Raw genomic sequence first — 21,829 nt, forward strand, 5'->3', positions numbered from 1 at the left:
CATGACCCTCGACCTCATCGGCACACTCGCCACCACCCGATTCCTGGCGATTATCCGCGGCACCGACACCGCCGCCGCCATCGCCACCGGCACCGCGCTGCTCGCCGAGGGCGTCCGCGTTCTGGAGGTGGCCCTGACCACGCCCGGCGCGCTCGATGCCATCGCGGCGATCCGGGCAGCCGCCCCGGCCGGCTCGCTGGTCGGCGCCGGCACCGTGCTTACCCAGGCTGCCGTCGCCGACGTGGCCGCGGCCGGCGCGCAGTTCGTCGTCACTCCCGCCGTCGTCGACTCCATCGGCGAGGCGGCCCGCCGAGGGCTCCCGGTCGCCGCCGGAGCGCTCACCCCGACCGAGGCGTACGCGGTGGTTCGGATGGGCGCCTCCGCAGTGAAGCTCTTCCCGGCCTCGCTGGGTGGGCCGGCGTACCTGAAAGCGCTGCGCGACCCGTTCCCGCACATCCCGTTCGTCGCGGTCGGCGGTGTGGGCTTGGCCGAGCTGCCCGGCTACCTCGCCGCCGGCGCGATCGCCGTCGGCGTCGGGGGGCCACTGATCGGCGATGCGGCGTCCGGCGGTGACCTGGACGCCCTGCGGGAGCGGGCCCGCGCCTACCTGGCCGCGACGTCATGAACCCCGGTCAGCCTGATGAACTTCGGCGAGGCGCTGGTGTCGCTGCGGTCGGCCATCGGCGGCGCGTTGACGCTCGCACCACGCGTGAGAAAGGCACCCACGTGAAGATCATCGCAGCGGACGTCATCGTCACCAGCCCCGACCGCAACTTCGTCACCCTCAGGATCACGACGAGTGAGGGGATCACCGGTCTGGGCGACGGCACTCTCAACGGGCGGGAGTTGTCGGTCGCGTCGTACCTGGCCGACCACGTTGTCCCCTTGCTGATCGGGCGGGACCCGCATCGCATCGAGGACACCTGGCAGTTCCTCTACCGCTCGGCGTACTGGAGGCGAGGGCCCGTCACCATGGCCGCAATCGCGGCCGTGGACGTGGCACTGTGGGACATCAAGGCCAAGGCCGCCGGGATGCCGCTCTACCAGCTGCTCGGCGGAGCCTCCCGGAACGGGATCATGGCGTACGGGCACGCCTCGGGTCGGGACCTGCCCGAGCTGTTCGACTCGATCCGCCGGCACCTGGAGATGGGTTACCGATCGATCCGGGTGCAGACCTCCGTACCGGGCATCAACGCCGTGTACGGCGTGGCCGCCCAGCCCAGCATCGACGGCAAGCGGTACGACTACGAGCCGGCCCAGCGCACCGCGCTGCCCGCCGAAGAGGACTGGGACACCCGCGCTTACCTGCGCCACCTGCCCGGTGTCTTCGAGGCGGTGCGCAACGAGTTCGGCCCCGAGCTGCCGCTGTTGCACGACGGGCACCATCGAATGACCCCCACCCAGGCCGCCAAGCTCGGCAAGTCCCTTGAGCCGTACGACCTGTTCTGGCTGGAGGACTGCACGCCGGCCGAGAACCAGGAGGCGCTGCGTCTGGTCCGCCGGCACACCACCACCCCGCTGGCCATCGGCGAGGTCTTCAATACCGTGTGGGACTACCAGACCCTGATCCGCGAACAGCTCATCGACTACGTCCGGTCCGCCGTCACCCACACCGGGGGGATCACGGCCATGCGGAAGCTACTCGACTACGCCGCCCTGTACCAGATCAAGTCCGGCATCCACGGCCCGACCGACATCTCGCCGGTCGGCATGGCCGCCGCCCTGCACCTGGACCTGGCAATCCACAACTTCGGTATCCAGGAGTACATGCAGCACGGCCCGGCGACCAACGAAGTGTTCCAGCAGTCGTTCAGCTTCGCCGACGGCTACCTGCACCCCGGTGGGCTGCCGGGACTCGGCGTGGAACTCGACGAGGAGGCCGCGGCGCGGTTTCCGTACCAACCGGCGTACCTGCCGTTCAACCGGCTCAAGGACGGCACCGTCCATGACTGGTGAGCACCGGCCCACCCGGCACATCGTGGTTATGGGCGTGTCGGGCGCGGGCAAAACGACCGTGGCCCGGGGGATCAGCGAGCTGACCGGACTGCGGTTCGCCGAGGCGGACGAGTTCCACCCAGAGGCGAACGTGGCACGAATGCGCGCCGGCTTCCCGCTGGACGACGCGGACCGCTGGCCATGGCTGCGTGACCTGGCCGCGTGGATGGCCGCCCGGCACGCCGAGGGTGTCTCCACGGTGCTGGCCTGCTCGGCGCTCAAACGCTCCTACCGGGACGTGCTGCGGCAGGGCCCGCCGGACGTGGAGTTCATCCACCTGGACGGGTCTGCGGAGCTGATCCGGGACCGGATGACCCGCCGCACCAACCACTACATGTCGGCTAGCCTGCTCGACTCGCAGCGGGCGATCCTGGAGCACCTCGACCTTGAGGAGTCCGGGATGGTGCTGGAGGTGGCGCTGTCGCCGGACGAGGTGGTGGCGGCGGTGGTCGCCCGGCTCGGTCTGCCGCCGGCCACCGCCGCCACCCGCCCGGCCGGGCCGGCGGCTCTCGCGGGCCTTGAGCGAAAGTCGTAGTGCTGGGGGCGTCGCGGCGCCTGTCAGGCGCGCCAGGCGTCGGCCGCTTCCTCGCCGTAACCCTCCTGACCGGCGCGGGGGCCGCCGCCCTGGTCGCCGCTCTGCCGACCGGCCGCGCCGAGGCCCTCGCGCTCGCGACACTGCCTCCCGGAGCCCCCGACCGCCGCCTCTTCGCACCCGCCGAGCAGCGCTTCGCGACCTACCTGACCACCCTCGCCCCGATGGTCCACGACATGGACGCCTCCGGCTTCTTCGCCGGCGGCTGGTGGCGCAACCCGGCGGCGCCGTACAACGCCCGCGTGCAGGAGCACGTCTACACGCTGGCCTGGTTCCTCACCCAGCAACGGGCCTGGAACCCGTACGCGGGCGAACCTGCCCACCCGCCGGGCCCAGCTGAGCGCGGCCCTCAACAAGGCGGCAGCCTGGCTGCTCGACGGCGCGAACCAGTCGGCCTGGCAGAGCAGGCTGACCTTCGCCAACCAGACCATGGCCGGAGTCGCGGGTGCGGCCCTGACCCTGCGCCTGGACCCTGATCCGGCGCTGCAGCGGCAGCTCGCCGACGCCTTCGCCCGCATGGCCCAGACCGGCCAGAGCCCCGCCGGCTTCTTCTACGAGAAGTCGGGGCCGGACCAGAACTACAACTTCGAGGTCATGCTCCCGGAGATGGCCGATGCCTGGCGCCAGTCGGGCGATCCGCACATGGTGCAGATGGCCGCCAGGTACGCCGAGTGGCTCGGCTACAACCTGCTGCGTGAGCCCGACGGATCCGGCTGGCTGACCAACATCGCGTCGTCCTCGCGGACCAGCTCCCGCTTCTACGACGACGTCCGGCCCGACCCGGAGCGGACCGCGCTCGCCAACCAGTTCGTGCCGGAGGTGCCTGCGCTGGCCGCTTTCCTGTCCGCGCGGGAGGACCTGACCGCCGCCCGCGCCGCCTGGGCCGCGGATCCCTCCCCGGTTCCCGTGCTGGCCAAGCAGGACACCTCGCCGCGCATCCTCACGCACGCCATCTACGGCGAGCGCTATCCGCTTCGCGCGGGCAAGCGAGCCGAGCGCCCCCGCCGAGGCGCAACCGCTCAACATGCAAGCGGTCTCGGTCTGCTTCGCGATCGACCACGTCGACGGTGACCACACCATCGACAAGCCCGCATCGTACGACTTCTGGCGCGACTTCGAGCTGCCCTTCTGGGGCGGCAAGCTGCTGGGCTGGCGCAGCCCGAACCCGCGCACGCTGGAGATCGGCGAGCGCGGCTTCACTCCCAACCCGGACGACGACCCGCTGCTGGTCCGCGCCGACCAGCGGCGCAACCCCGGCGACGGTAACCTGTGGACCTTCCGCCGGATCGCCGCCCGCAGCCTGTTCACCCCGGGTGCCTACGCCAGCGACATCTGCCTCGTCAACTGGCCGATGATCGACTACGTGCTCGGCCCGGCCTTCGACGTGCCCGACGCGGCCGAGCACGTGGCCGCCGCGCGCGAGCTGTCCCGGTCGGTCCTGTACTGGCTGCAGACCGAGGCCCCGCGGCCCGACGGCGGCACCGGCTGGCCGGGGCTCAGGCTCCGCGGCGACGTGACCGGCTCGGCTGACGGCCTGGCCCAGGCGCCCTACATCCGCGAGTCACGCCGCATCCTGGCTGAGCACACCGTCATCGAGCAGGACGTGGTCAAGGGCGCCCGCTACGGCGATGCGGTCGGCATCGGCATGTACCGCATCGACCTGCACCCCTCGACCGGCGGTGACAACTACATCGACGTGCCGAGCAGTCCCTTCGAGATCCCGCTGGGCGCGCTCATCCCGCGGCGGGTGGACAACCTCCTGCCCGCAGGCAAGAACCTCGGCACCACGCACATCACCAACGGCTGCTACCGGCTGCACCCCGTCGAGTGGAACATCGGCGAGGCCGCGGGCGCGCTGGCCGCCTTCTGCCTGGACCGGTCGGTGCCGCCGCGCGCCGTCCGGAACGATTCAGACCTTCTGGCTTGCTTCCAGGATCGTCTGGAAGCGCAGGGAATCGAACTCCATTGGCCGGAGATTTCCGGATATTAACCCCCCTAGGAGTAGCGACATGCGCATCAAGGTGACCGCGCTCGGGCTGGCGGGTGCGCTGGCCCTCGCGGCCTGCGGATCTTCCGTGGAGCCACAGGACGGCCCCGTCTCGCTGCGAATGACGATCTGGACCGGCCGGACCTGGCGTGGATCTTCGAGAGCTCGGCCCCCGACTTCGTCAGCTCCGGCGCGCTGGCCCCCCTGGGCAACCTGGTCAAGCCAGAGGAGTTCGCGCCCAGCACCACCAAGCTGTGGCAGAAAGACGGCACGCTTCACGCCTATCCCTTCTCCACCTCGCCGTTCGGTGTCTTCGTCAACGCCGACCTGCTCAAAGAGGCCGGGCAGAGCGTGCCGGCGAAGGGGTGGACGTGGGAGAAGGCCGTCAAGATCGCGTCAGCCGTACAGGAGAAGACCGGCAAGGCAGGCATGGTCGTGCGCGACTTCGACTACAAGGGCTGGGACAACCTGGCCTCCGTCTGGGGCGGTTGGGGAGCCGAGGCCTGGAGCGAGGACGGCAAGACCTGTGGCTTCAACAAGCCCGAGATGATCGAGGCGATGCGCTTCCTGCACAAGGCGATCTTCACCGACAAGGCCATGCCTGCCCCCGGTACCTCCGCCGACTTCTTCGCCGGTGAGGCCGGCATGACGATCACCCAGATCTCCCGCGCCTCGCTGCTCAAGGATGACGCCTTCGGCTGGGACCTGGTGACGCTGCCCACCGGCCCGAAGGGCCAGTACAGCGTGATCGGCCAGGCGGGCATCGGAGTGATCAAGAAGTCCAAGAACGCCCAGGCCGCCGCGGACTTCCTGTCCTTCTTCACCAACCCCGACAACTCCACCAAGCTCGCCCAGTTCTTCCCCTCGCCCCGGCAGCCGCTGCTGACCGCCGACTCGCTGGCCAAGAGCAACCCCCTGCTCAAGCCGGAGCAGCTCCAGGAGGTCGTGGTCGACGGCATCACCGCCGGTCGCGTCAAGCCCAGCCACGCCGGGCAGGCCGAGCTCAGCCAGGCCGTACGCGCCGGGCTGGACCAGCTGTGGCAGCCGAACGCCGACGTCGCGACGGTGATGAACGGCGTCTGCACCACCATCCAGCCGATGCTGGCCAAGTGATGGCACTGTCTCTGGCTCGCAGGGTACAGACCACCAGCCGTGCGGGCTGGTGGACCACCCGGCGGCGCGACCACCTGCTCGGGTACCTCTTCATCGGGCCGCAGCTGGTGGGCAGCGTGCTCTTCGTCTTCCTGCCGCTGGCGCTGATCTTCTCCTACAGCCTCAACGAGTGGAACGTCCTGGCCGACACCTTCACCTTCGTCGGCGCCGACAACTACCAGCGGATGCTGAGCGACCCCAACGTGCCGTCGGTGCTGACGGCCACGGGGCTCTTCTCCGTGGGGCTGGTCGTCTTCAACCTGTCGCTGGCGCTGCTGCTGGCCGTCCTGCTGAACCAGCGGCTGCCCGGCACCACGGTATTCAGGACGTTGTTCTTCTCTCCGGTGGTCGTCTCGCTCGTGGCGTGGACGATCGTGTGGGGGTTCCTCCTCCAGAACAACGGCGGGATCAACGCGATCCTGCAGGTCGTCGGCATCGAGGGGCCCAACTGGTTGCGCACCGGCTCGTGGGCGATGGTTTCGGTGATCGTGGTCCAGGTCTTCAAGAACGTCGGGCTCAACATGGTGCTCTTCCTGGCGGCGCTGCAGGGCGTGCCGAAGGAACTGTTCGAGGCGGCCCGGCTGGACGGCGCTTCGGCGTGGACCCGGTTCCGGCGGATCACGCTGCCGATGATCAGCCCGACCGTGCTGCTCACCTCGATCATCACGGTCGCCGGATCATTGCAGGTGTTCGCCCAGATCGCGGTGCTCACCCAAGGCGGTCCCGGCACCTCGACCACCGTGCTCGTCTACTACCTGTACCAGCAGGCCTTCCAGTTCCACCACTTCGGCTACGGGGCCACGCTGTCGGTGCTGCTGTTCGTGATCGTGCTCGCCCTCACCCTGCTGCAGTGGCGCATGCGCAGGAGGTGGGTGTTCCATGAGGCGTAAGACGCTGCTGTACGGCCTGCTGTGCGTGCTCTGCGTGCCGTTCGTCTTCCCGACCTGGTGGATGGCCACCTCCTCGCTGAAGCCGGTAAGCGAGATCTTCGCCTTCCCGCCCTCACTGTGGCCCGAGCGGCCGACCCTGGAGGCCTACCGACAGGTCTTCGCGTTGCAGCCGTTCGCACAGCAGTACTGGAACAGCCTCTACATCGCCGTCGTCGTCACCGTCGGCACGCTGGCGGTCTCCGCGCTGGCCGGCTACGCCTTCGCGCGGATCCGCTTCCGCGGCTCGAACGTGCTGTTCGTGATCGTGCTGACCGGCCTGCTGATCCCGAGCGAGGTCACGATCGTGCCGCTGTTCCAGCTCTTCCACGGCTGGGGGCTGACCGACACGCACTGGCCGCTCATCCTGGTGCCGGTGCTGGGCGCGCCGAGCGTGCTCGCCACCTTCATCATGCGGCAGTTCTTCCTGGTGCTGCCCCGCGAGCTCGAAGAGGCCGCGGCCGTCGACGGCCTGGGGCGGTTCGCCACGTTCCGGCGCATCGGCCTCCCGCTGGCCCGCCCCGCCCTCGGGGCGGTGGCCATCTTCACCTTCCTGCACAGCTGGAACCTCTACCTGGAACCGATCGTGTTCCTCTCCAGTCCGGAGAAGTTCACCTTGCCCCAGGCGCTGACGCAGTTCGTCGACGCCTACGGCGGTCCCATGTGGAACGTCCAGCTCGCGGCGGCCTCCATGACGGCGCTGCCGGTGCTGGTGGTCTTCGTCCTGGCCCAGAAGCAGTTCGTCGAGGGCCTGGCCCACACCGGTCTGAAGGGGTGACGGACGCTCACAGCGGATTGTCCCGGACGAACTCGGCCGCGCCGTCCGCACGGAAGTGGCCACGTACACGATCGCCGCCAGGATCACCCGATCCTCGACCCGCCGTCGCCCGCCACCTTGCGGGATTGCAACGGAACCTGGGGATTAGTGCTCACCCTCCTGAGATCGCCGACGTCAGGCGCCCACCGCGCGCGGTCCGTTGATCGGCGTGCCGTGGGAGAGCGGCGAGGCGCCCAAGGCGTTCGTGGTGCGCGCGCCCGGCTCCGCTCTCACCGGGGACGAGGTGATCGCCTACTCGCGGGCCGGGTGGCGCCGCACAAGAAGGTCCCGGGTCGTCGAGTTCATCGACGCCGTCCCCAAGTCCGCGAGCGGCAAGATCCTCTGGAAGGACCTGCGCGCCCGCTGACCGTCACCGGTGGTGCCGCTCCCCGGTCTGTACGGCGACGCGCGCACGTCAGAAGCCCGCCCTGGTGATCCGCAAGGCGAACTCCGCATAGGTGTCCGCGACTTCCTCAGGTTCGTACGGCATGGCGGAGTCGTACCAGTTGGCCACCCGCATCCCCATCCCGCTGATCGCCGTGACCGCGAGGAAGGCGTCGGGCACGTCGAAGACGCCCTCTGTGATGCCCTCGTTGAGGATGTCGATCAGCAACTGCCGGCCGTCGGCACGGAGCATGAGCGCGGGACCGGCCAGCTCGGGGGAGAGGGCGTGTAGCTCGTTGTTGGCGACGACGGCAAGCATGGGGAACTCGGCGTGGGCCAGGACGTGCGCGCGGACCACGCGGCGCAGGCGCGACTCGGGGTCGGCCGGGCCTTCCGAGGCCGCCTCGAGCAGCCGCCGGTGGTGCTCCTCGTGACCGATGCGGACCAGCTCGGCCAGGACGTTCTCCTTGGCCGGGTAGTGGGAGTAGAGGGTCGACGAGCGGATCTCGCAGGCCTCCGCGAGGTCGCGGATGGAGGTGCCGTGGAAGCCCCGCTCGGCGAACAGCAGCAGCGCCTCGCGCAGGATCCGGCCGGAGGTGCCCTCCAGCAGGATGTGCTCGGGGAGCCGGACGTCGGAAGCGGCGATCCGGCGCTGGGTCGCGAGTGCTGCCGATCGATCGTTAGTCACGACCTCATTCTGCCGTGATGTCGCTCTGGTTGGTCTCCTTGAGCGCCAGAGCGGAAGCGAGGGAGACCAGCAGCGAGGCGCAGACGTAGGCGGCGACCGCCCAGATGCCGGAGGCGGTGAGCAGCAGGGCGGTGGCGATCAGCGGGGCCAGGCCGCCGCCGAGGACGGCGCCGATCTGGCCGGCGACCGAGGCTCCGCTGAAGCGCACGGCGGTGGGGAACTGCTCGGCGATGAAGGTGATCAGCGGCGCGTACATGATGGTCATGAAGCCGAAGGCCAGCGCGTAGGCGAGGTAGATCAGCGGGGTGCTGCCCGTGCCGAGCAGGGTGAAGAAGGCGAAGCTGAACAGGGCGCTCAGGGCGGAGCCGGTCACGATCATTGGACGGCGGCCGAAGCGGTCGGAGAGGCTGCCGCAGAGCGGGCCGAGGACGATCACCATGATCGAGCCGATGGCGACCGCGATCAGCGGCACCTGGGCAGGGAGCTTGAGCTGGGTGGTCAGGTAGGAGCCGGCGAAGACGAGCAGCACGTAGAAGACGACGTAGAACCCGAAGCCGGTGCCCACGCCGAGCAGGACGGTGCGGGTGTGGCGGCGGAAGACCTCCAGGATGGGTGCGGAGTGGCGGGTCCTGGTCTCGGTGAAGGCGGGGCTCTCCGGGGCGGTGGCGCGGATTGCCAGGCCGACGAGCACGAGCACGGCTGAGACCAGGAAGGGAATGCGCCAGCCGTACGAGAGGAAGTCGGCCCTGTCCATGCCGGCGACGGCCATGATCGCGATCGTTGCCAGCAGCAGGCCGGCGGGTCCGGCGGTGGGGACGAAGCTGCCGATGTAGCCGCGGCGGTGCCGGGGCGCGAACTCGGTGGTCATGAGCACCGCGCCGGTGACCTCGCCGCCATAGGAGAAGCCCTGGACTATCCGGAGGGTGATGAGGAGCACCGGCGCCCAGATGCCGATCGTGGCGTAGGTGGGGAGCAGGCCCATCGCGGTGGTGGCCAGGCCCGCGACCAGGAGGGTCATGACGAGCATGGACTTGCGGCCGATGCGGTCGCCGTAGTGGCCGGCGACGATCGCGCCGATGGGGCGGGCGACGAAGCCGATCGCGAAGCCGGCGAAGGCGACGAGGGTGCCGACGGTCGGGTCGGAGCTGGGGAAGAAGAGCGTGTTGAAGACCAGGGCGGTCATGAAGCCGTAGAGCAGGAAGTCGTACTGCTCGATGACGGTGCCCACGAAGCTGCCGATGGTCACCCGCAGGAGGGCGGGTCTGGGCCGGCTTTCGACGGTCATGGCGGGGGGTCCCTTCCGAGCGATCGATCGGTAGGCAGAGCGTAGCCGACCGATCGATCGGTAGGAAGGCCCTTTCAGCGGGGGACGAGGGCGTTGCGGCGAACCTCCGACCAGGTGGATCGGTCGACGCAGATGCCGCAGTCCGGGCCGTAGAACAGGGCGCGAGCCTCGGGGTCGTCCATGAGCTGGAAGCGCCACCAGGCCGTGGTGGGTGCGGCGAACGGGCCGGGGTCGCCGACGACGGTGAAGTGGTCGGCGCCGCGCACCTCGCCGTAGATCGCCGGGATGTGCTCCGCGTCGTCGTAGAAGGCCTTGACCATCCAGGGCCAGACGATGGAGTCGTACTGGCCGGCCATCAGGAAGGCGGGGCCGTGGACGGCGTCGATGTCGGCAAGAGGGCCGGGCTGGATGGGCAGGATGCTGTCGACGCGGGCGTCGGCGCCGACGACGATGGCGGCCGCGCCGCCCTGGGAGTGACCCGAGGCGCCGATGCGCGTCAGGTCGACCTTGCCGAAGAAGATGCTCGACGGGTCGGCGTCGCGCTGGGACAGGGCGTCGATCCCGGCACGCATGGAGATGCCGAGGTTCGACATCGGGGTGTTGGCGGCCGAGACGATGAAGCCGTGGCTGGCCCACTGCAGGAGCAGGTCGCGGTAGACGAGCGGGGCACCGCCCGTGCCGTTGCCCCAGACGATCACCGGATGGCGGCGGTCGCTCTGGGCGATGTCACGGGGGTAATAGAGGGTGTTGACCGCGCCGACCTCTACGGCGGTGGCGTAGGGGCCGGCTGCGCCCCAGTTCGTGGTCTCGGCACGGGCGGGAGCCGTACCGAGGGCGAGGGTGAGGAGCAGGGGGACGAGCAGGCGTCGGAACAAGGCGGCCTCCTGGCTGGGGGTCTTGATCGCATCCTGGTTAAGCCGGGGGCCGCCGTCTTTCCGCACTTGGGGCAAGAATTGACGGTGCGGTTTGGGCAATGTGACGATCCCGGGATGTCCGACCTGCACAGCCGGATGGCCCCGAGGGTGCGGGAGCTCACCTCCGCGGTGGTCGCCCGGTGCGCCGCCGAGATCCCGTTCTACCGGGAGCTGCCGCCCGAGACCTTGAGCGGCGAGGTGACCCGTTCGGTCTCGGCCGTCCTGGCGATCCTGCTGCGCACGCTCCGCAGGCCCGACGCGGTGGGACCGGCCGATCTCACTCGCATCATCGAGTGGTCGGCGCGCCGGGCCGAGGAGCGGCTGCCGCTGGAGGCGGCGGTGACCGCCTACCTCATCGGCGCCGAGGTCTGGTGGCAGGCGCTGGCCGAGGTGGCCGAGCCCGGCGAACTGGCCGCGGCCGGTGGGCGGCTGCTCGGCTGCCTGCGTACGGCGATGCCCGCCGTCGCCCTGGCGCACCAGCAGGCGCAGGAGGACAACAGGAGCGAGGACAAGCGGGTACGGCGGGCGCTCATCGGAGCGCTGCTGGGCGGCCAGCCGTACGAGAGCCTCGCCGAGGCGGCGGGCGTGGAGGTGGGCCAGGCGCACGAGGTGGTGCTCTTCGACTTCGGGCAGCCCGCGCCGCCGGTCCGGCTCGTGCAGTCGGCGATGGACGCGCACACCGGGACGCTGGTGCTGATGGACCACGTCGACGGGGTCGCGCTGCTGCCCGATGGGTGCGCGCTGGAGCCGCTCGCGAGCAGGCTGGCCGAGGTCGTGGGGCGGCCCGTGCTCGCCGCCGCGGCCCTGGCGGGGGAGCCTGCGGGCATCCCGGAGGCGGCGCGGGAGGCCCGCGAGGTGCTGGAACTGGTGCGCAGGCTGGAGCGGCCGCCGGGCCTCTACCGTTTCGACGACGTCCTGCTGGAGCACCAGCTCGCGCGGCCAGGCGCAGGTCTGGTACGGCTGGCCGCCAAGCTGGCGCCGCTCGACGGCCATCCCCATTTGCTGGAGACGTTGCGTGCGTTCGTCAACCGGGGGCACAACCGCCGCCAGACCGCGCTCGACCTGCACATCCACCGCAACACGCTGGACTACCGGCTGCAGCGGGTGAGCATGCTGACCGGACTGGACCTGGCGGTGCCCGCGCAGGCGCGGCTGCTGGAAGCGGCGGTCACCGTCCGCGATCTAGCCAGACCCTGAGCTCCTCGTCCCTGGGGGCACGCACGACGCCGGAGTCCGGCGAGTCGAAGACCATGACGGGCCGGGAGGAATCCCACCGCTGCCAGCCCGGGTCCCCGGTCGTGGCGAAGGCGACCCAGGCCCGGTGCATGGCGTCGGCCACCTCCTGCGGGGCGTCGTCGCCGGCCAGCTCGCGGCAGTGCCGGAGATTGTCGAAGACGAAGCCGATCTCCAGGCCGTGGCAGGAGCCCAGGTCCATGACCGGGGAGCGCCAGGCGAACTCGTAGACGTAGGCCCGCTCCACGGAGTCGGCCAGGCGGTTGAGCGGGCCGCGCAGGAGCAGGTCGGTGGCCATCTCGCCGAGGATCTCGCCGGGCTTGGCACCGGGGCGGCTCGACCGGTAGAGCCGGGCGACCCGGGCGGGGATGCGGAACTTCAGCAGGGCCAGGCGCAGGGTCAGGCGGCTGACCCGATCCACGGCGCCGGTGGGGACGAACCAGAGGCGGTACTCCTCCCGGTTGGCGCCGATGAGGAGATCGACCTCGACCGGGTCGGCGTCGGGCTCGGCCACGATGTGGAAACCGGGGCCGCCGGTGATCGGGTTGGCCTTGCCGACGACCTCGACCTGGGCGTCCAGCAGCCGCTCGCGGTCGATCGCGGCGAACGCCTCGGCCGTGGCGGGCACGCCCAGCCTGGCCGCCATCAGCTTCACGATCTTCGCGGCCTCCTCGCGCATGGCCGTGTGCGGGGGTCCGCTCTGCATGATCGCCCGGTGGAACAGCCCCTTCGTCCGCGGGCTGGTGAGCAGCGCGCCGATGCTGATCGCCCCCGCCGACTCGCCGAACACGGTGACGTTGCCCGGGTCGCCGCCGAAGGCCGCGATGTTGTCGCGCACCCATTCCAGCGCGGCGATCTGGTCGAGCAGGCCGCGGTTGTCCGGCGCGTCCGGGAAGACGCCGAAGCCCTCCACCCCGAGCCGGTAGTTGATCGAGACCAGCACCACGCCGTCGCGGGCGAAGGCGTGCCCGTCGTACAACGCCAGGCTCGACGAGCCGTTGCGCAGGGAGCCGCCGTGGATCCAGACCATCACCGGGCGGGCGCCGTCGTCCACGCCCGGGGTCCAGACGTTCAGGTTGAGGCACTCGTCGCCGGGGATCTGCTCCTCGGGGATGAGCCGGTCGAGCGGCGGCCGGTAGGGACGCTTGGGTGCGGTCGGCCCGAACTCCAGCGCGTCACGGACCCCCTCCCAGGGCCGCACGGGCGCGGGGGTGCGGAAGCGCTCGGCTCCGAAGGGAGCCGCCGCGTAGGGGATGCCGCGGAAGACCGGGATCCCGTCCTGGAGTAGGCCACGCACCTTGCCGTGCCGGGTGACCGCGATGATGTCCACGGCTCGAATCCTACCGATCGATCGGTCGGAAACAATGCCAGGCACGTGTTGTGGATGGTTGCGATGCGTTTCAACCGCGCACGGCGGATGCGACGATGGCGGGCAGCGCCCGCCACCGCGGACGCGCGGCGAACTCGGTGAGGAGTCTGCCGGTGCGGGCCGCGGTCGTGTTGGTGACGAACCAGGGTGGCTTGGGGGAGATGGTCATCTCGCCGTGCAGTACCGAGCGTGGTGCCGGGCGGAAGGGACCCGTGACGACGGTGCGCTCGGTGTGGTCCAGCAGCAAGGCGTTGTGGACGACGCCGATCCCGCTTTGCACGTCCGCGAGGGTGTGTCCGGGAAAGGCGCCCCAGGTGGCGCGGGGGGTGAGGTAGCCGACGGCGGTCCAGGCGTTGACCCCGATGGTGCCGTAGCGCAGGTCGGCGACCGCCACGCGGAGCCGGCCGCCGAGTGCTTCGATCGTTTCCGGATGCGCGATGAGGTTGGTCGCCCAGGGTTCCGTGGAGCCGGTCGTTGGCGGCCGCGACCGCGGCGTCGAGGAACTCGACGCCGGTGCCGGGCAGCTCCGCGACCCCGAGCACCGGCCCGAAGTACTCGGTCGAGAACGCGGACTCGTTCGCGTCGGTGAGATCCAGGCCGGTCAGCAGCGTGCGCTCCGGCGTGCCTCCGACCTTTTCGGCGGTCGGGTGGAGCGTGCGAGCGGACTGGACCCGAGCCTCGCAGCCGGGGTACCAGGCCGGGCGGGCGCATCGGCCAGCGCCTGGCGGAGGGCAGCGAGGAAATCGTGCTTCTGGGGCCAGTCGGAGCTGAGGATGACGATCTGCCCGGCGATGCAGTTACAGCCGCTGTTGTGCAGGCGCTGGGTGCCACGTGCTCGGCCTGAAAGCGCAGGTCGGCTGTGGACCACTCGCCGGGTACGACAATGATGGGGGAGACGCCGCCGAGTTCGCTGGTCATCGGCTTGTCCCAGCTTCGGTGTGCCGGACGCCTTGGCGACCGCTGCGTCGTACCTGCTCCCCAGACCACGGCATCCCGGGCGCGCGTTCAGGGCGCCTGGTGGCTCCTCGCGGCATGTGTCTGCCGCGAGCGGGACCTGCCTGCCGCGGCTGGGTGAATCGCAGCATGTTGCCGGAGGGATCGAGGAAGGCGCAGTCGCGGACGCCGTCGGGCTGGTTGATCGGTTCTTGCATCACTTCGGCGCCCGCGGCCTCGATGTGCTCGAAGGTGGCGTCGCAGTTGTCGGTCATGAAGCCGAGACGGCCCAGCCGGCCGTTGGTCATCAGGTCCTCGATTGCCTGCCGGTCGGCCGGGGGGACTCCCGGGTCCGTGCTGGGCGCTTCGAGGAAGATCCGCATGTCCGGTTGCGCCGGCGGGCCGACGTGCACCCGCCGCGTTCCTTCGGATTCGAGGTCGTCGCGTACCTCGAAGCCGAGTACGTCACGGTAGAAGGCGAGCGCCTCGGCGAGGTCGTGGACGGCGAGAGTGCAGGACGAGAGTTTGAGATCCATGCCGGTCAACGCCGCTCGTTGTCGCTGGCGGAGAGGTAGACGATGTCGAAGTCGTGGAGCCGGTCGGGGTTGGTGTCGATGGCGATGCGGGTGATCTTCTCGTCGTGGATGATGAACGTGATGACGGCCTTCGGTCGGCCGCGGTGTGACCAGACGGCCGCCGGGACGCCGTCGACCAGGGCGAGCCGGGCGGCCTGAGCCCGTCCGGCGAAGAAGGCGGCCACCGCGTCGGCGCCGCGGATCTCTATGGCCACGGCGTCCGGATCGAGCAGCTCGAGCAGGGCGGTGAAGTCTCCGCCTCGGGCCGCGGCGAGGAATGCCTCGACGATTTCCCGCTTCGCCGATCGCGCGGCATCGGACGCGTCGGCCGTTCCTTGCACCTGGCGCCGGGCCCGGCTGGCGAGTTGCCGGGCCGCCGCCGGGGAGCGGTCGATGATGGCGCCGATCTCGGCGAACGACACGGCGAAGACGTCGTGCAGGACAAACGCGAGCCGCTCGGCGGGAGTCAGCGTGTCCAGCACCACCATCAGCGCGACACCGACCGAATCGGCCAGTAGCGTCTCGTCCTCGGGGGTGGCCTGGCCGACCGGGTGGGTGCTCGGGTGCGATGCGGTCGGCTCGGGCGGCAGCGCCCCGGCCGACTCCTCGCGCCGGGCCCGGCGTGCCTCGAGCATGTTCAGGCAGACCCGGGCGACGATGGTGGTCAGCCAGCCGGCCGGGTTCTCCACCTGGCCGGTTTCGGCGCGGCTGACCCGCAGCCAGGCCTCCTGCACCGCGTCCTCGGCCTCGGTCGGGGAGCCGAGCATCCGGTAGGCCACCGCGTGCAAGCGGCTCTGGTGCTCGGCGAACCGTTCTCTCAGCCAGTCCTGCTCGACCATCTGTCACATTCCTCCGTCCGGGCCTGTCATACCGATTGACCGGCGAACACGCGCCGATGTGACAGCCGGGCCCTGGCCCGGAGGTCCGGCCGGCCGGCACGTATACACCTCAAGCGCAAGGAGTACGGCATGCAAGCGCACGTCAGCTCGATCCTTCTCGGCGTCCGGGACATGGACCGGGCAAAGCAGTTCTACACCGAGGGGCTCGGCTGGAAGATCAAGAACGACTACGGCATCTCGGTGTTCTTCGAATCGGACGGCGCCTCGCCCGTCGGCTTTTACGGTCGCGAGGGTCTGGCCGACCAGGTGGGCACGAGCCCGGAAGGCAGCGGCTTCAGCGGGCTGGTTCTGACCTACGTCGTCCGCAGTGAGGCGCGGGTCGACGAGATCATGGCGGAGGCCCAGAAGGCCGGCGCCAAGATCCTCAAGCCCGCCGGTGCTCTGCCGTGGGGCGGGTACGGCGGCACCTTCGCCGACCCGGACGGCTACATCTGGAGTCTCGGCTACAGCGCCCGAGGAACGGACCAGCCCTACGCGGAGTAGCCGCGATCTCTTGTCTCACAGCCGTCCGGGACGGCGGGGCGCGTGCCGCAGCCGTCCCGGACACGGCTATGGCCCCGGTGCGGGAAGTGGGAGCGGCGATCGGAGCAGGGCGGGCTGGATCCGCGGTGAGCCGGCAAGACAGCGGGAGAAGATCATGAAGTTTTGGGCCTACGTCGAGCCACCCGAGCCCATGCGGGGGCTGGAAGTTCCGCCCGAGGTGGTAGCAGCGCTCGGCGGGGGCGCGCGGCCGCCAGTGACGATCACAGTCAACGGGCATTCCTGGAAGAGCCGGGTCGCCCTCATGCGAGGCCGCCACCTGCTCGGTCTCAGCAACGCCAACCGGCAGGCTGCGGGTGTCGCGATCGGCGACGAGGTCGAGGTCGAACTGAAGCTCGACACCGAGCCGCGCGTTGTTGTCGAGCCCGCGGACTTCGCCCGAGCCCTGGACGACGACCCCGTCGCCCGCGCCGCGTACGACAATCTTGCGTACAGCCACAAGCGCGAGCACGTGCGCGCCATCGAGAGCGCGAAGAAGCCCGAGACACGCCAGCGGCGTATCGAGAAGGCCATCTCCACCCTGCGGGGCTGCCGGGGGACGCCGCCTTGCGCGCACGTGCTCCGGGTCGGCTGCGAGCACGTCGAGTTCCGCCGCCTCGGTGGTGACGAGCAGGTATCCCTTCGACAGAACCGGCCGCTGGTAGGGCCGGTGAGGTTCGTCGCCGATGAGGGTGATGGGGCCGTCGTAGCCGTGGGTGAGGCGCAGGGCCTCGGTGGTCTTGGCCGCGGTGAGGCCGGCGCCGATGACGACGATGCCGTCGCCGGTTCGCATGGTGTGCGGTTCCGTTCGTCTTTGCTGGTGAGAGGGGGTGTCAGATGATTTCGAGGTTGGCCATCATGCCCATGTCCTCGTGTTCGGCGTTGTGGCAGTGGAAGAGGTAGCGGCCGCGGTACCCGTCGAAGCGGGTGATGATCTCCGCCGACTCGCCCGGCCGTAGCGACACGGTGTCTTTCAGCCCGGCATCGTGCGGCAGCGGCGGGCGCCCGCCGCGGGAGAGCACCTGGAAGCCGACCAGGTGGAGGTGGATCGGGTGGTGTACGTCGGCGACGAACCGCCACACTTCGACGGTGCCGAGCCGTGTGCTGACGTCGGTGCGCGATGGATCGAACGGCTGACCGCCGATGACCCAGCCGCGGCCGTGCTGCATGTGTCCGGCGCGGAAGGAGAACTCGCGGACCACTTTCGCATCCGAACGCCGCCACCTGGGGAGATCGTGAGCGAGCACCGTGGGGACGCGGCTGTCGTCTCGGGACGTGCGCGCGACGCGGAAGGCAATGACATCCCGGGTGCGCCCGCTGCCGAGCCGGTTCAGCAGGCGCACCCGGCTGCCGACCGGCAGGTCCGCGAAATCGATGATCACGTCGTAACGTTCCGCCGGCGCGATCGGCAGCGAAGCATGGGTGACGGGGGCGGCGAGCAGGCCCTGGTCGGCGCCGACCTGCACGAGATCGAGGCGACGGCCGTCGTCGGTGACGGCCTCGAGCTCGTAGTGGCGGGCGTTGGACGCGTTGAGCAGCCGCAACCGGTATCGGACGGCATCGACCTCGTGGACGGGCCACGGCGCGCCGTTGACCAGGATCACGTCGCCGAGCACGCCGGCCGAATAAGGCTCGCTCACCCCGGCCCGACCGCGCAGCGTCGGGTCGAGCGCCGGGTAGATCATGGAGCCGTCGGCGGCGAACGCCCGGTCGGCGATCATCAGTGCCAGCTCGCGCTCGCCGCGGGGCAGGTCGAGGGCGTCCTCGACGTCGTCACGGACGATGTGCATCCCGGCCAGGCCACGCCAGATCGCCGGTGCGGTGAAGTCCATCCGGTGATCGTGGTACCACAGCAGCGCGGCGCGCTGATCCAGCGGGAAGGTGTACTCGCGCGTCACCCGGCTGGTCACCGCGTGCGGATCGTGCATCATGTGCGCACCGCTGTGGTTGTGCATGACCTCGGACCATCCGTCCGGGACGACCAGGTCGGTCGGATAGCCGTCGGACGCGGCCGGGGTGCGACCGCCGTGCAGGTGCACCACGGTCGGCACCGGCAGTTCGTTGCGGTGCAGCACCGTGACAGGTCGCGCGCGCCGGGACTCGATCGTCGGTCCGGGGAACGTTCCGTTGTAGGTCCACAGCGGTGTCCTCACGCCCGGCAGGATCTCCGCGGTCACCGTCCGCTGGGTGATCTCGTATCGGTCGGTGCCCATGGCTGTGCTGACCGGCCTCAGGACGCCAGGGACCGGCAGCGGCACCGTGTACGGCTGCGGCAACGGCGCGTCGCTGAGCAACTGGCCACCGGTGCTGGCCGGCTTGTGCGCCAGGCCGCCGGATAGCGAGAGCCCACCGGCCGCGATCAGCCCGAGCGCGCCGCCGAGCCCGAAAACCCGGCGCCGGGTGAACTCGGAGCTCGGCCGTTCAGACATCGGCGCCTGCCCGGTTCTGCACGCTCGCGCGCTTGATGCGGCCCCTCGCGACGCCGTAAGGCAGGGGCCGGGCCCAGACCACGACGAACAGGACGGCGAGCACGGCGATGATCGTCACGCCCAGCGGGATGTGCACCCACAGCGTGCCGGACATGCCCACCGCGTACTGCCCGAACTCGGCCGCCAGGATCAGCACCGACGTGACAGCCGGCCACCGGCGGCGCGTTCGCGACGAGACCACGATGGCGACCACGACCTGCAGGACGCTGAGGTAGGACACGACGTCGGCGGTGCGGGCGTGCCAGCTCAGGCCGTGGATGTTCCCGCTCAGGTAGACGCCCGCGAACGCCGGCTGCCCGAACGCCGCGATGGTGTGCGCGGTCACGGTCGCCCGGAGCAGCCAGCCGCTGACGCTCGTGGCCGGTGGCCGTTGTGTCACTGATGGTGGGGTGTCGGTGGTAGTCACGCGAACTAGCGTCATGTTTCGCGTGTTATGGAGTCAAAGACCGATATTGCTATGGTGTTATGTTGCTGAGGTTATGGATCTGCATGCGCTGAAACAGTTTCTCGTGGTGGCCCGCCTGGAGCACCTCAGCCGCGCGGCCGACGAGCTCCGCGTCGCGCAGCCGTCACTGAGCCGCACCATCGCGCGCCTGGAGTCCGAACTCGGCACGCCCCTGTTCGACCGGGCCGGCCGCCTTCGGCTGAACGAGGCGGGCCGGCTCTTCCGCGAACACGTCGAACGTTGCCTCGGCGAGCTCGACGCCGGGCGACGCGCCGTGGCCGAAGCCGCCCGCGAGGGCATCGGCACTGTGCGCCTGGCCTCGGAGACCTTCCTGACCATCACCGACCTGCTCGCGGCCTACAAGCACGCTCACCCCGACATCGACGTCGAACTGCGCCAGATGCCCTCCGCCGACATGCACCGCGCCCTCCACGCCAGGGAAGTCGACCTGTGCCTCGCATCCCAGCCGATCCCGGAGGATGGCCTGGACAGCGTCCACCTGCACGACGAGCCCGTCTGGCTGGCCGCCCCACCCGGTCACAGGCTCGCCTCCCGCTCCTCGGTCACGGTCAGGGAACTGCGTGACGAGCCGTTCGTCACTACCCGGCCAGGCCACTGGCAGCGCCGCCTGCTCGACCAGCTCTTCACGGGCAACAACCTCACCCCGCGCATCGTCTGCGAAGGCGACGAAGCCGCCGCCACCGCCGACCTCGTCAGCGCCGGCATCGGCCTCACGCTCATCCCCGAGATGGCCCGTCACGCCAGGACGCGCGCGCCCGTCGCGTGGATCGGCATCGACGACCCCGCCTGTCGCCGCACGCTCACCCTGCACCAGGCCGCCGACGCTCGCCTGTCCACCGCCGCCCGGCTCATGCGCGCCACCCTCACCAGCTGGTCGTGGACCACCGCAGCCGAATGACAACGGGGCGAGCCGCGCCGGGCCATGCTTTGACAATTTGTCGAGATACGTCAAACTGACAATCATGGGCGAAGATCGAGAACGCAAGCGGACGATCCTCGACGCGACGGCGGAGCTGCTCCTGCGGATCGGCTACAACAAGCTGACGATGGGGGACGTGGCCGACGCCGTAACCCTCCACCGCGGGCTGGTGTACCTGGTCTTCAAGAGCAAGGACGAGCTTGTCGAGGCCGTCGTGCACGACCAGCTGCGCCGCTACGCCGACGCCTGGCGCGAGCACCTGGAGGCCGACCCCCGGGCCGGCAGTGTGGCGAGCGTCTACCGGGCCATGATGGGGGCACTCAAGACGCTGCCGCTGGCGGCCGCCATCGTCGCCCGAGCCGAGGACGTCTTCGGCAAGTACCTGCGCAAGCGAGGGAGTGTCTTCGAGCGGCTGCCGGAGATCAGCAGAAGCCACGACTTCCTGCGCGCGATGCAGGCGGCGGGAGCCGTCCACCGCGACGTCGACGTGCGGGCGGCGGCCTACATCCTCGACGCCCTGACACCCGCCATCCGGCGCACGTTCCAGGAACCGGATGACGGTGACGTCCCGCCCTCGGCCACGGTGCTGGCGGTGCTGGAGAAGATGATCGAATGCACCCTGCCCCCTGCCAAAGGCGCCGATCTCGCCGCAGGCAAGGCGATCCTCCTCAACCTGCTCACGAGTGCCAGATCCGAGTTCAACGAAGTCTCGCCGGGCACCGATATGGAGGTTCGATCATGAAGGTAATCCTCGTCACCGGGGCGTCGTCAGGGATCGGCAAGGCCACCGCGCTGGAGCTGCTGCGCGCCGGGCACATCGTGTACGGCGCGGCCCGCCGTACCGGACACATGGCGTCGATCCGTGCGGCCGGCGGGCGGGTCCTCCCGCTCGACATGCGCGAACCAGAGGATCTGGAGCGCGTCGTCGACACCATCGTGGCCGAGCAGGGCCGGATCGACATCCTGATCAACAACGCGGGCACCGTGCTGCACGGCGCCGCCGAGGACGTCCCCCTCGACATGGCGCGCGACCAGTTCGAGGTCAACGTTGTCGCCCCGGCCAGACTGGTCCAGCTGGTCCTGCCGTACATGCGCGAGAAGGGGTCGGGCACGATCGTCAACGTCTCGTCCATCGGCGGCGAGATCGCGCTGCCGCTCGGCTGCTGGTACTACGCCTCCAAGCACGCGCTGGAGGCATACTCCGACACGCTGCGCCTGGAGGTCAAGCCGTTCGGCATCGACGTGGTGATCATCCAGCCCGGCATCATCAAGACCGAGTTCGAAGACCACACCGCGCACGACCTGCGAGAGATCTCCGGCGGTACCGCCTACAGCGCGATGGCCGAGGCCATGGCGCGCAAGAGCGAGACGCAACTCGGCGCGGACAGTCCGGCTTCGGACCCCGGCGTCGTGGCCGCGGTCATCCGCGAGGCCGTCGAGGCCGACGAGCCAGAGACTCGGTACGCCGTCGGCTTCATGGCCGACAAGCTGCTGGAGCTCAACCGGACCCTGCCTGACCGCGAGTGGGACAAGCTCGCCATGAACGCCACCGAGTAGGTCACCATGCGGGCCTTCTTGACCACGTAGTCCGGATCGGAGGAGGACTTCCAGGTCTTTACGGCTTGAAATGAGACACCCTCTGCACGGAGCAGCTCGCGCAGGCCCTCATGGCTGATGTCGTCGACCA

General features: G+C 70.0%; 26 protein-coding genes. 16 read left to right on the top strand and 10 right to left on the bottom strand.

The genetic code is table 11. The annotated features are described in order from the left end of the window. Position 1 precedes the first annotated feature (1 nt). Positions 2–625: a bifunctional 4-hydroxy-2-oxoglutarate aldolase/2-dehydro-3-deoxy-phosphogluconate aldolase gene (locus ACFXJ8_RS23315; RefSeq protein WP_379646036.1), complete on the top strand. Its 624-nt coding sequence runs from the start codon at positions 2–4 to the stop codon at positions 623–625. On the opposite strand, the gene ACFXJ8_RS23320 is transcribed toward ACFXJ8_RS23315, so the two are convergent. After that, a complete protein-coding gene (locus ACFXJ8_RS23320; protein ID WP_379646037.1) occupies positions 604–726 on the bottom strand; it encodes a hypothetical protein in 123 nt (40 codons plus the stop codon). The two genes, ACFXJ8_RS23315 and ACFXJ8_RS23320, sit on opposite strands and share 22 nt — an antisense overlap. Between ACFXJ8_RS23320 and manD the strand changes: the two genes are divergently transcribed. From manD to ACFXJ8_RS23365, 9 genes are all read left to right on the top strand, one after another. Then, a complete protein-coding gene (gene manD, locus ACFXJ8_RS23325) occupies positions 727–1,956 on the top strand; it encodes a D-mannonate dehydratase ManD (RefSeq protein ID WP_379646038.1) in 1,230 nt (409 codons plus the stop codon). After that, positions 1,946–2,530 carry a gluconokinase gene (locus ACFXJ8_RS23330; RefSeq protein WP_379646039.1) on the top strand — a complete coding sequence of 195 codons (585 nt, stop codon included), beginning with the start codon at positions 1,946–1,948 and terminating at the stop codon, positions 2,528–2,530. The genes manD and ACFXJ8_RS23330 overlap by 11 nt, the downstream gene beginning before the upstream one ends. Then, a complete protein-coding gene (locus ACFXJ8_RS23335) occupies positions 2,530–3,063 on the top strand; it encodes a hypothetical protein (protein ID WP_379646040.1) in 534 nt (177 codons plus the stop codon). Before ACFXJ8_RS23330 ends, ACFXJ8_RS23335 begins: the two co-directional genes overlap by 1 nt. Then, positions 3,017–3,658: a hypothetical protein gene (locus ACFXJ8_RS23340; protein ID WP_379646041.1), complete on the top strand. Its 642-nt coding sequence runs from the start codon at positions 3,017–3,019 to the stop codon at positions 3,656–3,658. The genes ACFXJ8_RS23335 and ACFXJ8_RS23340 overlap by 47 nt, the downstream gene beginning before the upstream one ends. Further along, the gene (locus ACFXJ8_RS23345; protein WP_379646042.1) at positions 3,612–4,577 is read left to right on the top strand and encodes an FAD-dependent oxidoreductase; all 966 of its coding nucleotides are present in this window, start codon (positions 3,612–3,614) and stop codon (positions 4,575–4,577) included. Before ACFXJ8_RS23340 ends, ACFXJ8_RS23345 begins: the two co-directional genes overlap by 47 nt. A gap of 78 nt (positions 4,578–4,655) precedes the next feature. Further along, complete coding sequence (locus ACFXJ8_RS23350) at positions 4,656–5,687, top strand: extracellular solute-binding protein (RefSeq protein WP_379646099.1); 1,032 nt, start codon at positions 4,656–4,658, stop codon at positions 5,685–5,687. Further along, on the top strand, positions 5,687–6,616 hold the full coding sequence (locus tag ACFXJ8_RS23355; protein WP_379646100.1) for a carbohydrate ABC transporter permease: 930 nt from the start codon (positions 5,687–5,689) through the stop codon (positions 6,614–6,616). The genes ACFXJ8_RS23350 and ACFXJ8_RS23355 overlap by 1 nt, the downstream gene beginning before the upstream one ends. After that, on the top strand, positions 6,606–7,430 hold the full coding sequence (locus ACFXJ8_RS23360) for a carbohydrate ABC transporter permease (RefSeq protein WP_379646043.1): 825 nt from the start codon (positions 6,606–6,608) through the stop codon (positions 7,428–7,430). Before ACFXJ8_RS23355 ends, ACFXJ8_RS23360 begins: the two co-directional genes overlap by 11 nt. Positions 7,431–7,638: 208 nt before the next feature. Next, entirely contained in the window at positions 7,639–7,836 is a 198-nt protein-coding gene (locus tag ACFXJ8_RS23365; RefSeq protein ID WP_379646044.1) for a hypothetical protein, read from the top strand. 48 nt (positions 7,837–7,884) lie between these two features. On the opposite strand, the gene ACFXJ8_RS23370 is transcribed toward ACFXJ8_RS23365, so the two are convergent. The 3 genes from ACFXJ8_RS23370 to ACFXJ8_RS23380 form a co-directional block, all read right to left on the bottom strand. Beyond that, complete coding sequence (locus tag ACFXJ8_RS23370; protein ID WP_379646045.1) at positions 7,885–8,541, bottom strand: TetR/AcrR family transcriptional regulator; 657 nt, start codon at positions 8,539–8,541, stop codon at positions 7,885–7,887. Positions 8,542–8,545: 4 nt separating this feature from the next. Beyond that, positions 8,546–9,826: an MFS transporter gene (locus ACFXJ8_RS23375; RefSeq protein WP_379646046.1), complete on the bottom strand. Its 1,281-nt coding sequence runs from the start codon at positions 9,824–9,826 to the stop codon at positions 8,546–8,548. A 74-nt stretch (positions 9,827–9,900) separates the two neighbouring features. Then, positions 9,901–10,701 (bottom strand): alpha/beta hydrolase family protein, encoded by an 801-nt coding sequence (locus tag ACFXJ8_RS23380; RefSeq protein ID WP_379646047.1) that lies wholly within the window; start codon positions 10,699–10,701, stop codon positions 9,901–9,903. Between the two features lie 114 nt (positions 10,702–10,815). Between ACFXJ8_RS23380 and ACFXJ8_RS23385 the strand changes: the two genes are divergently transcribed. Beyond that, on the top strand, positions 10,816–11,937 hold the full coding sequence (locus tag ACFXJ8_RS23385) for a PucR family transcriptional regulator (protein ID WP_379646048.1): 1,122 nt from the start codon (positions 10,816–10,818) through the stop codon (positions 11,935–11,937). Here the strand turns inward: ACFXJ8_RS23385 and ACFXJ8_RS23390 are convergent. The 4 genes from ACFXJ8_RS23390 to ACFXJ8_RS23405 all read right to left on the bottom strand — a co-directional run bounded on the left by ACFXJ8_RS23390 (position 11,909) and on the right by ACFXJ8_RS23405 (position 15,689). Beyond that, complete coding sequence (locus ACFXJ8_RS23390; protein ID WP_379646049.1) at positions 11,909–13,303, bottom strand: carboxylesterase/lipase family protein; 1,395 nt, start codon at positions 13,301–13,303, stop codon at positions 11,909–11,911. The two genes, ACFXJ8_RS23385 and ACFXJ8_RS23390, sit on opposite strands and share 29 nt — an antisense overlap. A 70-nt stretch (positions 13,304–13,373) precedes the next feature. Further along, positions 13,374–13,736, bottom strand: a complete 363-nt coding sequence (locus ACFXJ8_RS23395) for a hypothetical protein (RefSeq protein WP_379646050.1) — start codon at positions 13,734–13,736, stop codon at positions 13,374–13,376. Between the two features lie 520 nt (positions 13,737–14,256). Further along, the gene (locus ACFXJ8_RS23400) at positions 14,257–14,811 is read right to left on the bottom strand and encodes a VOC family protein (protein WP_379646051.1); all 555 of its coding nucleotides are present in this window, start codon (positions 14,809–14,811) and stop codon (positions 14,257–14,259) included. Between the two features lie 5 nt (positions 14,812–14,816). Continuing rightward, positions 14,817–15,689 (bottom strand): sigma-70 family RNA polymerase sigma factor, encoded by an 873-nt coding sequence (locus ACFXJ8_RS23405; protein ID WP_379646052.1) that lies wholly within the window; start codon positions 15,687–15,689, stop codon positions 14,817–14,819. A 129-nt stretch (positions 15,690–15,818) separates the two neighbouring features. Between ACFXJ8_RS23405 and ACFXJ8_RS23410 the strand changes: the two genes are divergently transcribed. Further along, on the top strand, positions 15,819–16,232 hold the full coding sequence (locus ACFXJ8_RS23410; protein ID WP_379646053.1) for a VOC family protein: 414 nt from the start codon (positions 15,819–15,821) through the stop codon (positions 16,230–16,232). A 154-nt stretch (positions 16,233–16,386) separates the two neighbouring features. Further along, the gene (locus ACFXJ8_RS23415) at positions 16,387–17,109 is read left to right on the top strand and encodes a YdeI/OmpD-associated family protein (protein ID WP_379646054.1); all 723 of its coding nucleotides are present in this window, start codon (positions 16,387–16,389) and stop codon (positions 17,107–17,109) included. Here the strand turns inward: ACFXJ8_RS23415 and ACFXJ8_RS23420 are convergent. Both ACFXJ8_RS23420 and ACFXJ8_RS23425 read right to left on the bottom strand, forming a co-directional pair. Beyond that, positions 17,102–18,697 carry a multicopper oxidase family protein gene (locus ACFXJ8_RS23420; RefSeq protein ID WP_379646055.1) on the bottom strand — a complete coding sequence of 532 codons (1,596 nt, stop codon included), beginning with the start codon at positions 18,695–18,697 and terminating at the stop codon, positions 17,102–17,104. The two genes, ACFXJ8_RS23415 and ACFXJ8_RS23420, sit on opposite strands and share 8 nt — an antisense overlap. Next, positions 18,690–19,163, bottom strand: coding sequence for a hypothetical protein (locus tag ACFXJ8_RS23425; protein ID WP_379646056.1), 474 nt, complete (start codon positions 19,161–19,163; stop codon positions 18,690–18,692). The genes ACFXJ8_RS23420 and ACFXJ8_RS23425 overlap by 8 nt, the downstream gene beginning before the upstream one ends. Positions 19,164–19,236: 73 nt before the next feature. Between ACFXJ8_RS23425 and ACFXJ8_RS23430 the strand changes: the two genes are divergently transcribed. From ACFXJ8_RS23430 to ACFXJ8_RS23440, 3 genes are all read left to right on the top strand, one after another. Then, positions 19,237–20,121, top strand: coding sequence for a LysR family transcriptional regulator (locus tag ACFXJ8_RS23430; RefSeq protein WP_379646057.1), 885 nt, complete (start codon positions 19,237–19,239; stop codon positions 20,119–20,121). 64 nt (positions 20,122–20,185) lie between these two features. Continuing rightward, complete coding sequence (locus tag ACFXJ8_RS23435) at positions 20,186–20,884, top strand: TetR/AcrR family transcriptional regulator (protein WP_379646058.1); 699 nt, start codon at positions 20,186–20,188, stop codon at positions 20,882–20,884. Further along, positions 20,881–21,699 carry an oxidoreductase gene (locus tag ACFXJ8_RS23440; protein ID WP_379646059.1) on the top strand — a complete coding sequence of 273 codons (819 nt, stop codon included), beginning with the start codon at positions 20,881–20,883 and terminating at the stop codon, positions 21,697–21,699. The genes ACFXJ8_RS23435 and ACFXJ8_RS23440 overlap by 4 nt, the downstream gene beginning before the upstream one ends. Positions 21,700–21,829 lie beyond the last annotated feature (130 nt).

This window comes from Nonomuraea sp. NPDC059194, assembly GCF_042754765.1.
Classification (GTDB): domain Bacteria; phylum Actinomycetota; class Actinomycetes; order Streptosporangiales; family Streptosporangiaceae; genus Nonomuraea.

Bases quoted from the DNA above. Each gene is read 5' to 3' on its own strand.
- ACFXJ8_RS23360 (WP_379646043.1), top strand. From the start codon at position 6,606: ATGAGGCGTAAGACGCTGCTGTACGGCCTGCTGTGCGTGCTCTGCGTG.
- ACFXJ8_RS23415 (WP_379646054.1), top strand. From the start codon at position 16,387: ATGAAGTTTTGGGCCTACGTCGAGCCACCCGAGCCCATGCGGGGGCTG.
- ACFXJ8_RS23440 (WP_379646059.1), top strand. From the start codon at position 20,881: ATGAAGGTAATCCTCGTCACCGGGGCGTCGTCAGGGATCGGCAAGGCC.
- ACFXJ8_RS23330 (WP_379646039.1), top strand. From the start codon at position 1,946: ATGACTGGTGAGCACCGGCCCACCCGGCACATCGTGGTTATGGGCGTG.
- ACFXJ8_RS23315 (WP_379646036.1), top strand. From the start codon at position 2: ATGACCCTCGACCTCATCGGCACACTCGCCACCACCCGATTCCTGGCG.
- ACFXJ8_RS23405 (WP_379646052.1), bottom strand. From the start codon at position 15,689: ATGGTCGAGCAGGACTGGCTGAGAGAACGGTTCGCCGAGCACCAGAGC.
- ACFXJ8_RS23375 (WP_379646046.1), bottom strand. From the start codon at position 9,826: ATGACCGTCGAAAGCCGGCCCAGACCCGCCCTCCTGCGGGTGACCATC.
- ACFXJ8_RS23435 (WP_379646058.1), top strand. From the start codon at position 20,186: ATGGGCGAAGATCGAGAACGCAAGCGGACGATCCTCGACGCGACGGCG.
- ACFXJ8_RS23410 (WP_379646053.1), top strand. From the start codon at position 15,819: ATGCAAGCGCACGTCAGCTCGATCCTTCTCGGCGTCCGGGACATGGAC.
- ACFXJ8_RS23355 (WP_379646100.1), top strand. From the start codon at position 5,687: ATGGCACTGTCTCTGGCTCGCAGGGTACAGACCACCAGCCGTGCGGGC.
- ACFXJ8_RS23420 (WP_379646055.1), bottom strand. From the start codon at position 18,697: ATGTCTGAACGGCCGAGCTCCGAGTTCACCCGGCGCCGGGTTTTCGGG.
- ACFXJ8_RS23430 (WP_379646057.1), top strand. From the start codon at position 19,237: ATGGATCTGCATGCGCTGAAACAGTTTCTCGTGGTGGCCCGCCTGGAG.
- ACFXJ8_RS23400 (WP_379646051.1), bottom strand. From the start codon at position 14,811: ATGGATCTCAAACTCTCGTCCTGCACTCTCGCCGTCCACGACCTCGCC.
- ACFXJ8_RS23385 (WP_379646048.1), top strand. From the start codon at position 10,816: ATGTCCGACCTGCACAGCCGGATGGCCCCGAGGGTGCGGGAGCTCACC.
- ACFXJ8_RS23340 (WP_379646041.1), top strand. From the start codon at position 3,017: ATGGCCGGAGTCGCGGGTGCGGCCCTGACCCTGCGCCTGGACCCTGAT.
- ACFXJ8_RS23345 (WP_379646042.1), top strand. From the start codon at position 3,612: ATGCAAGCGGTCTCGGTCTGCTTCGCGATCGACCACGTCGACGGTGAC.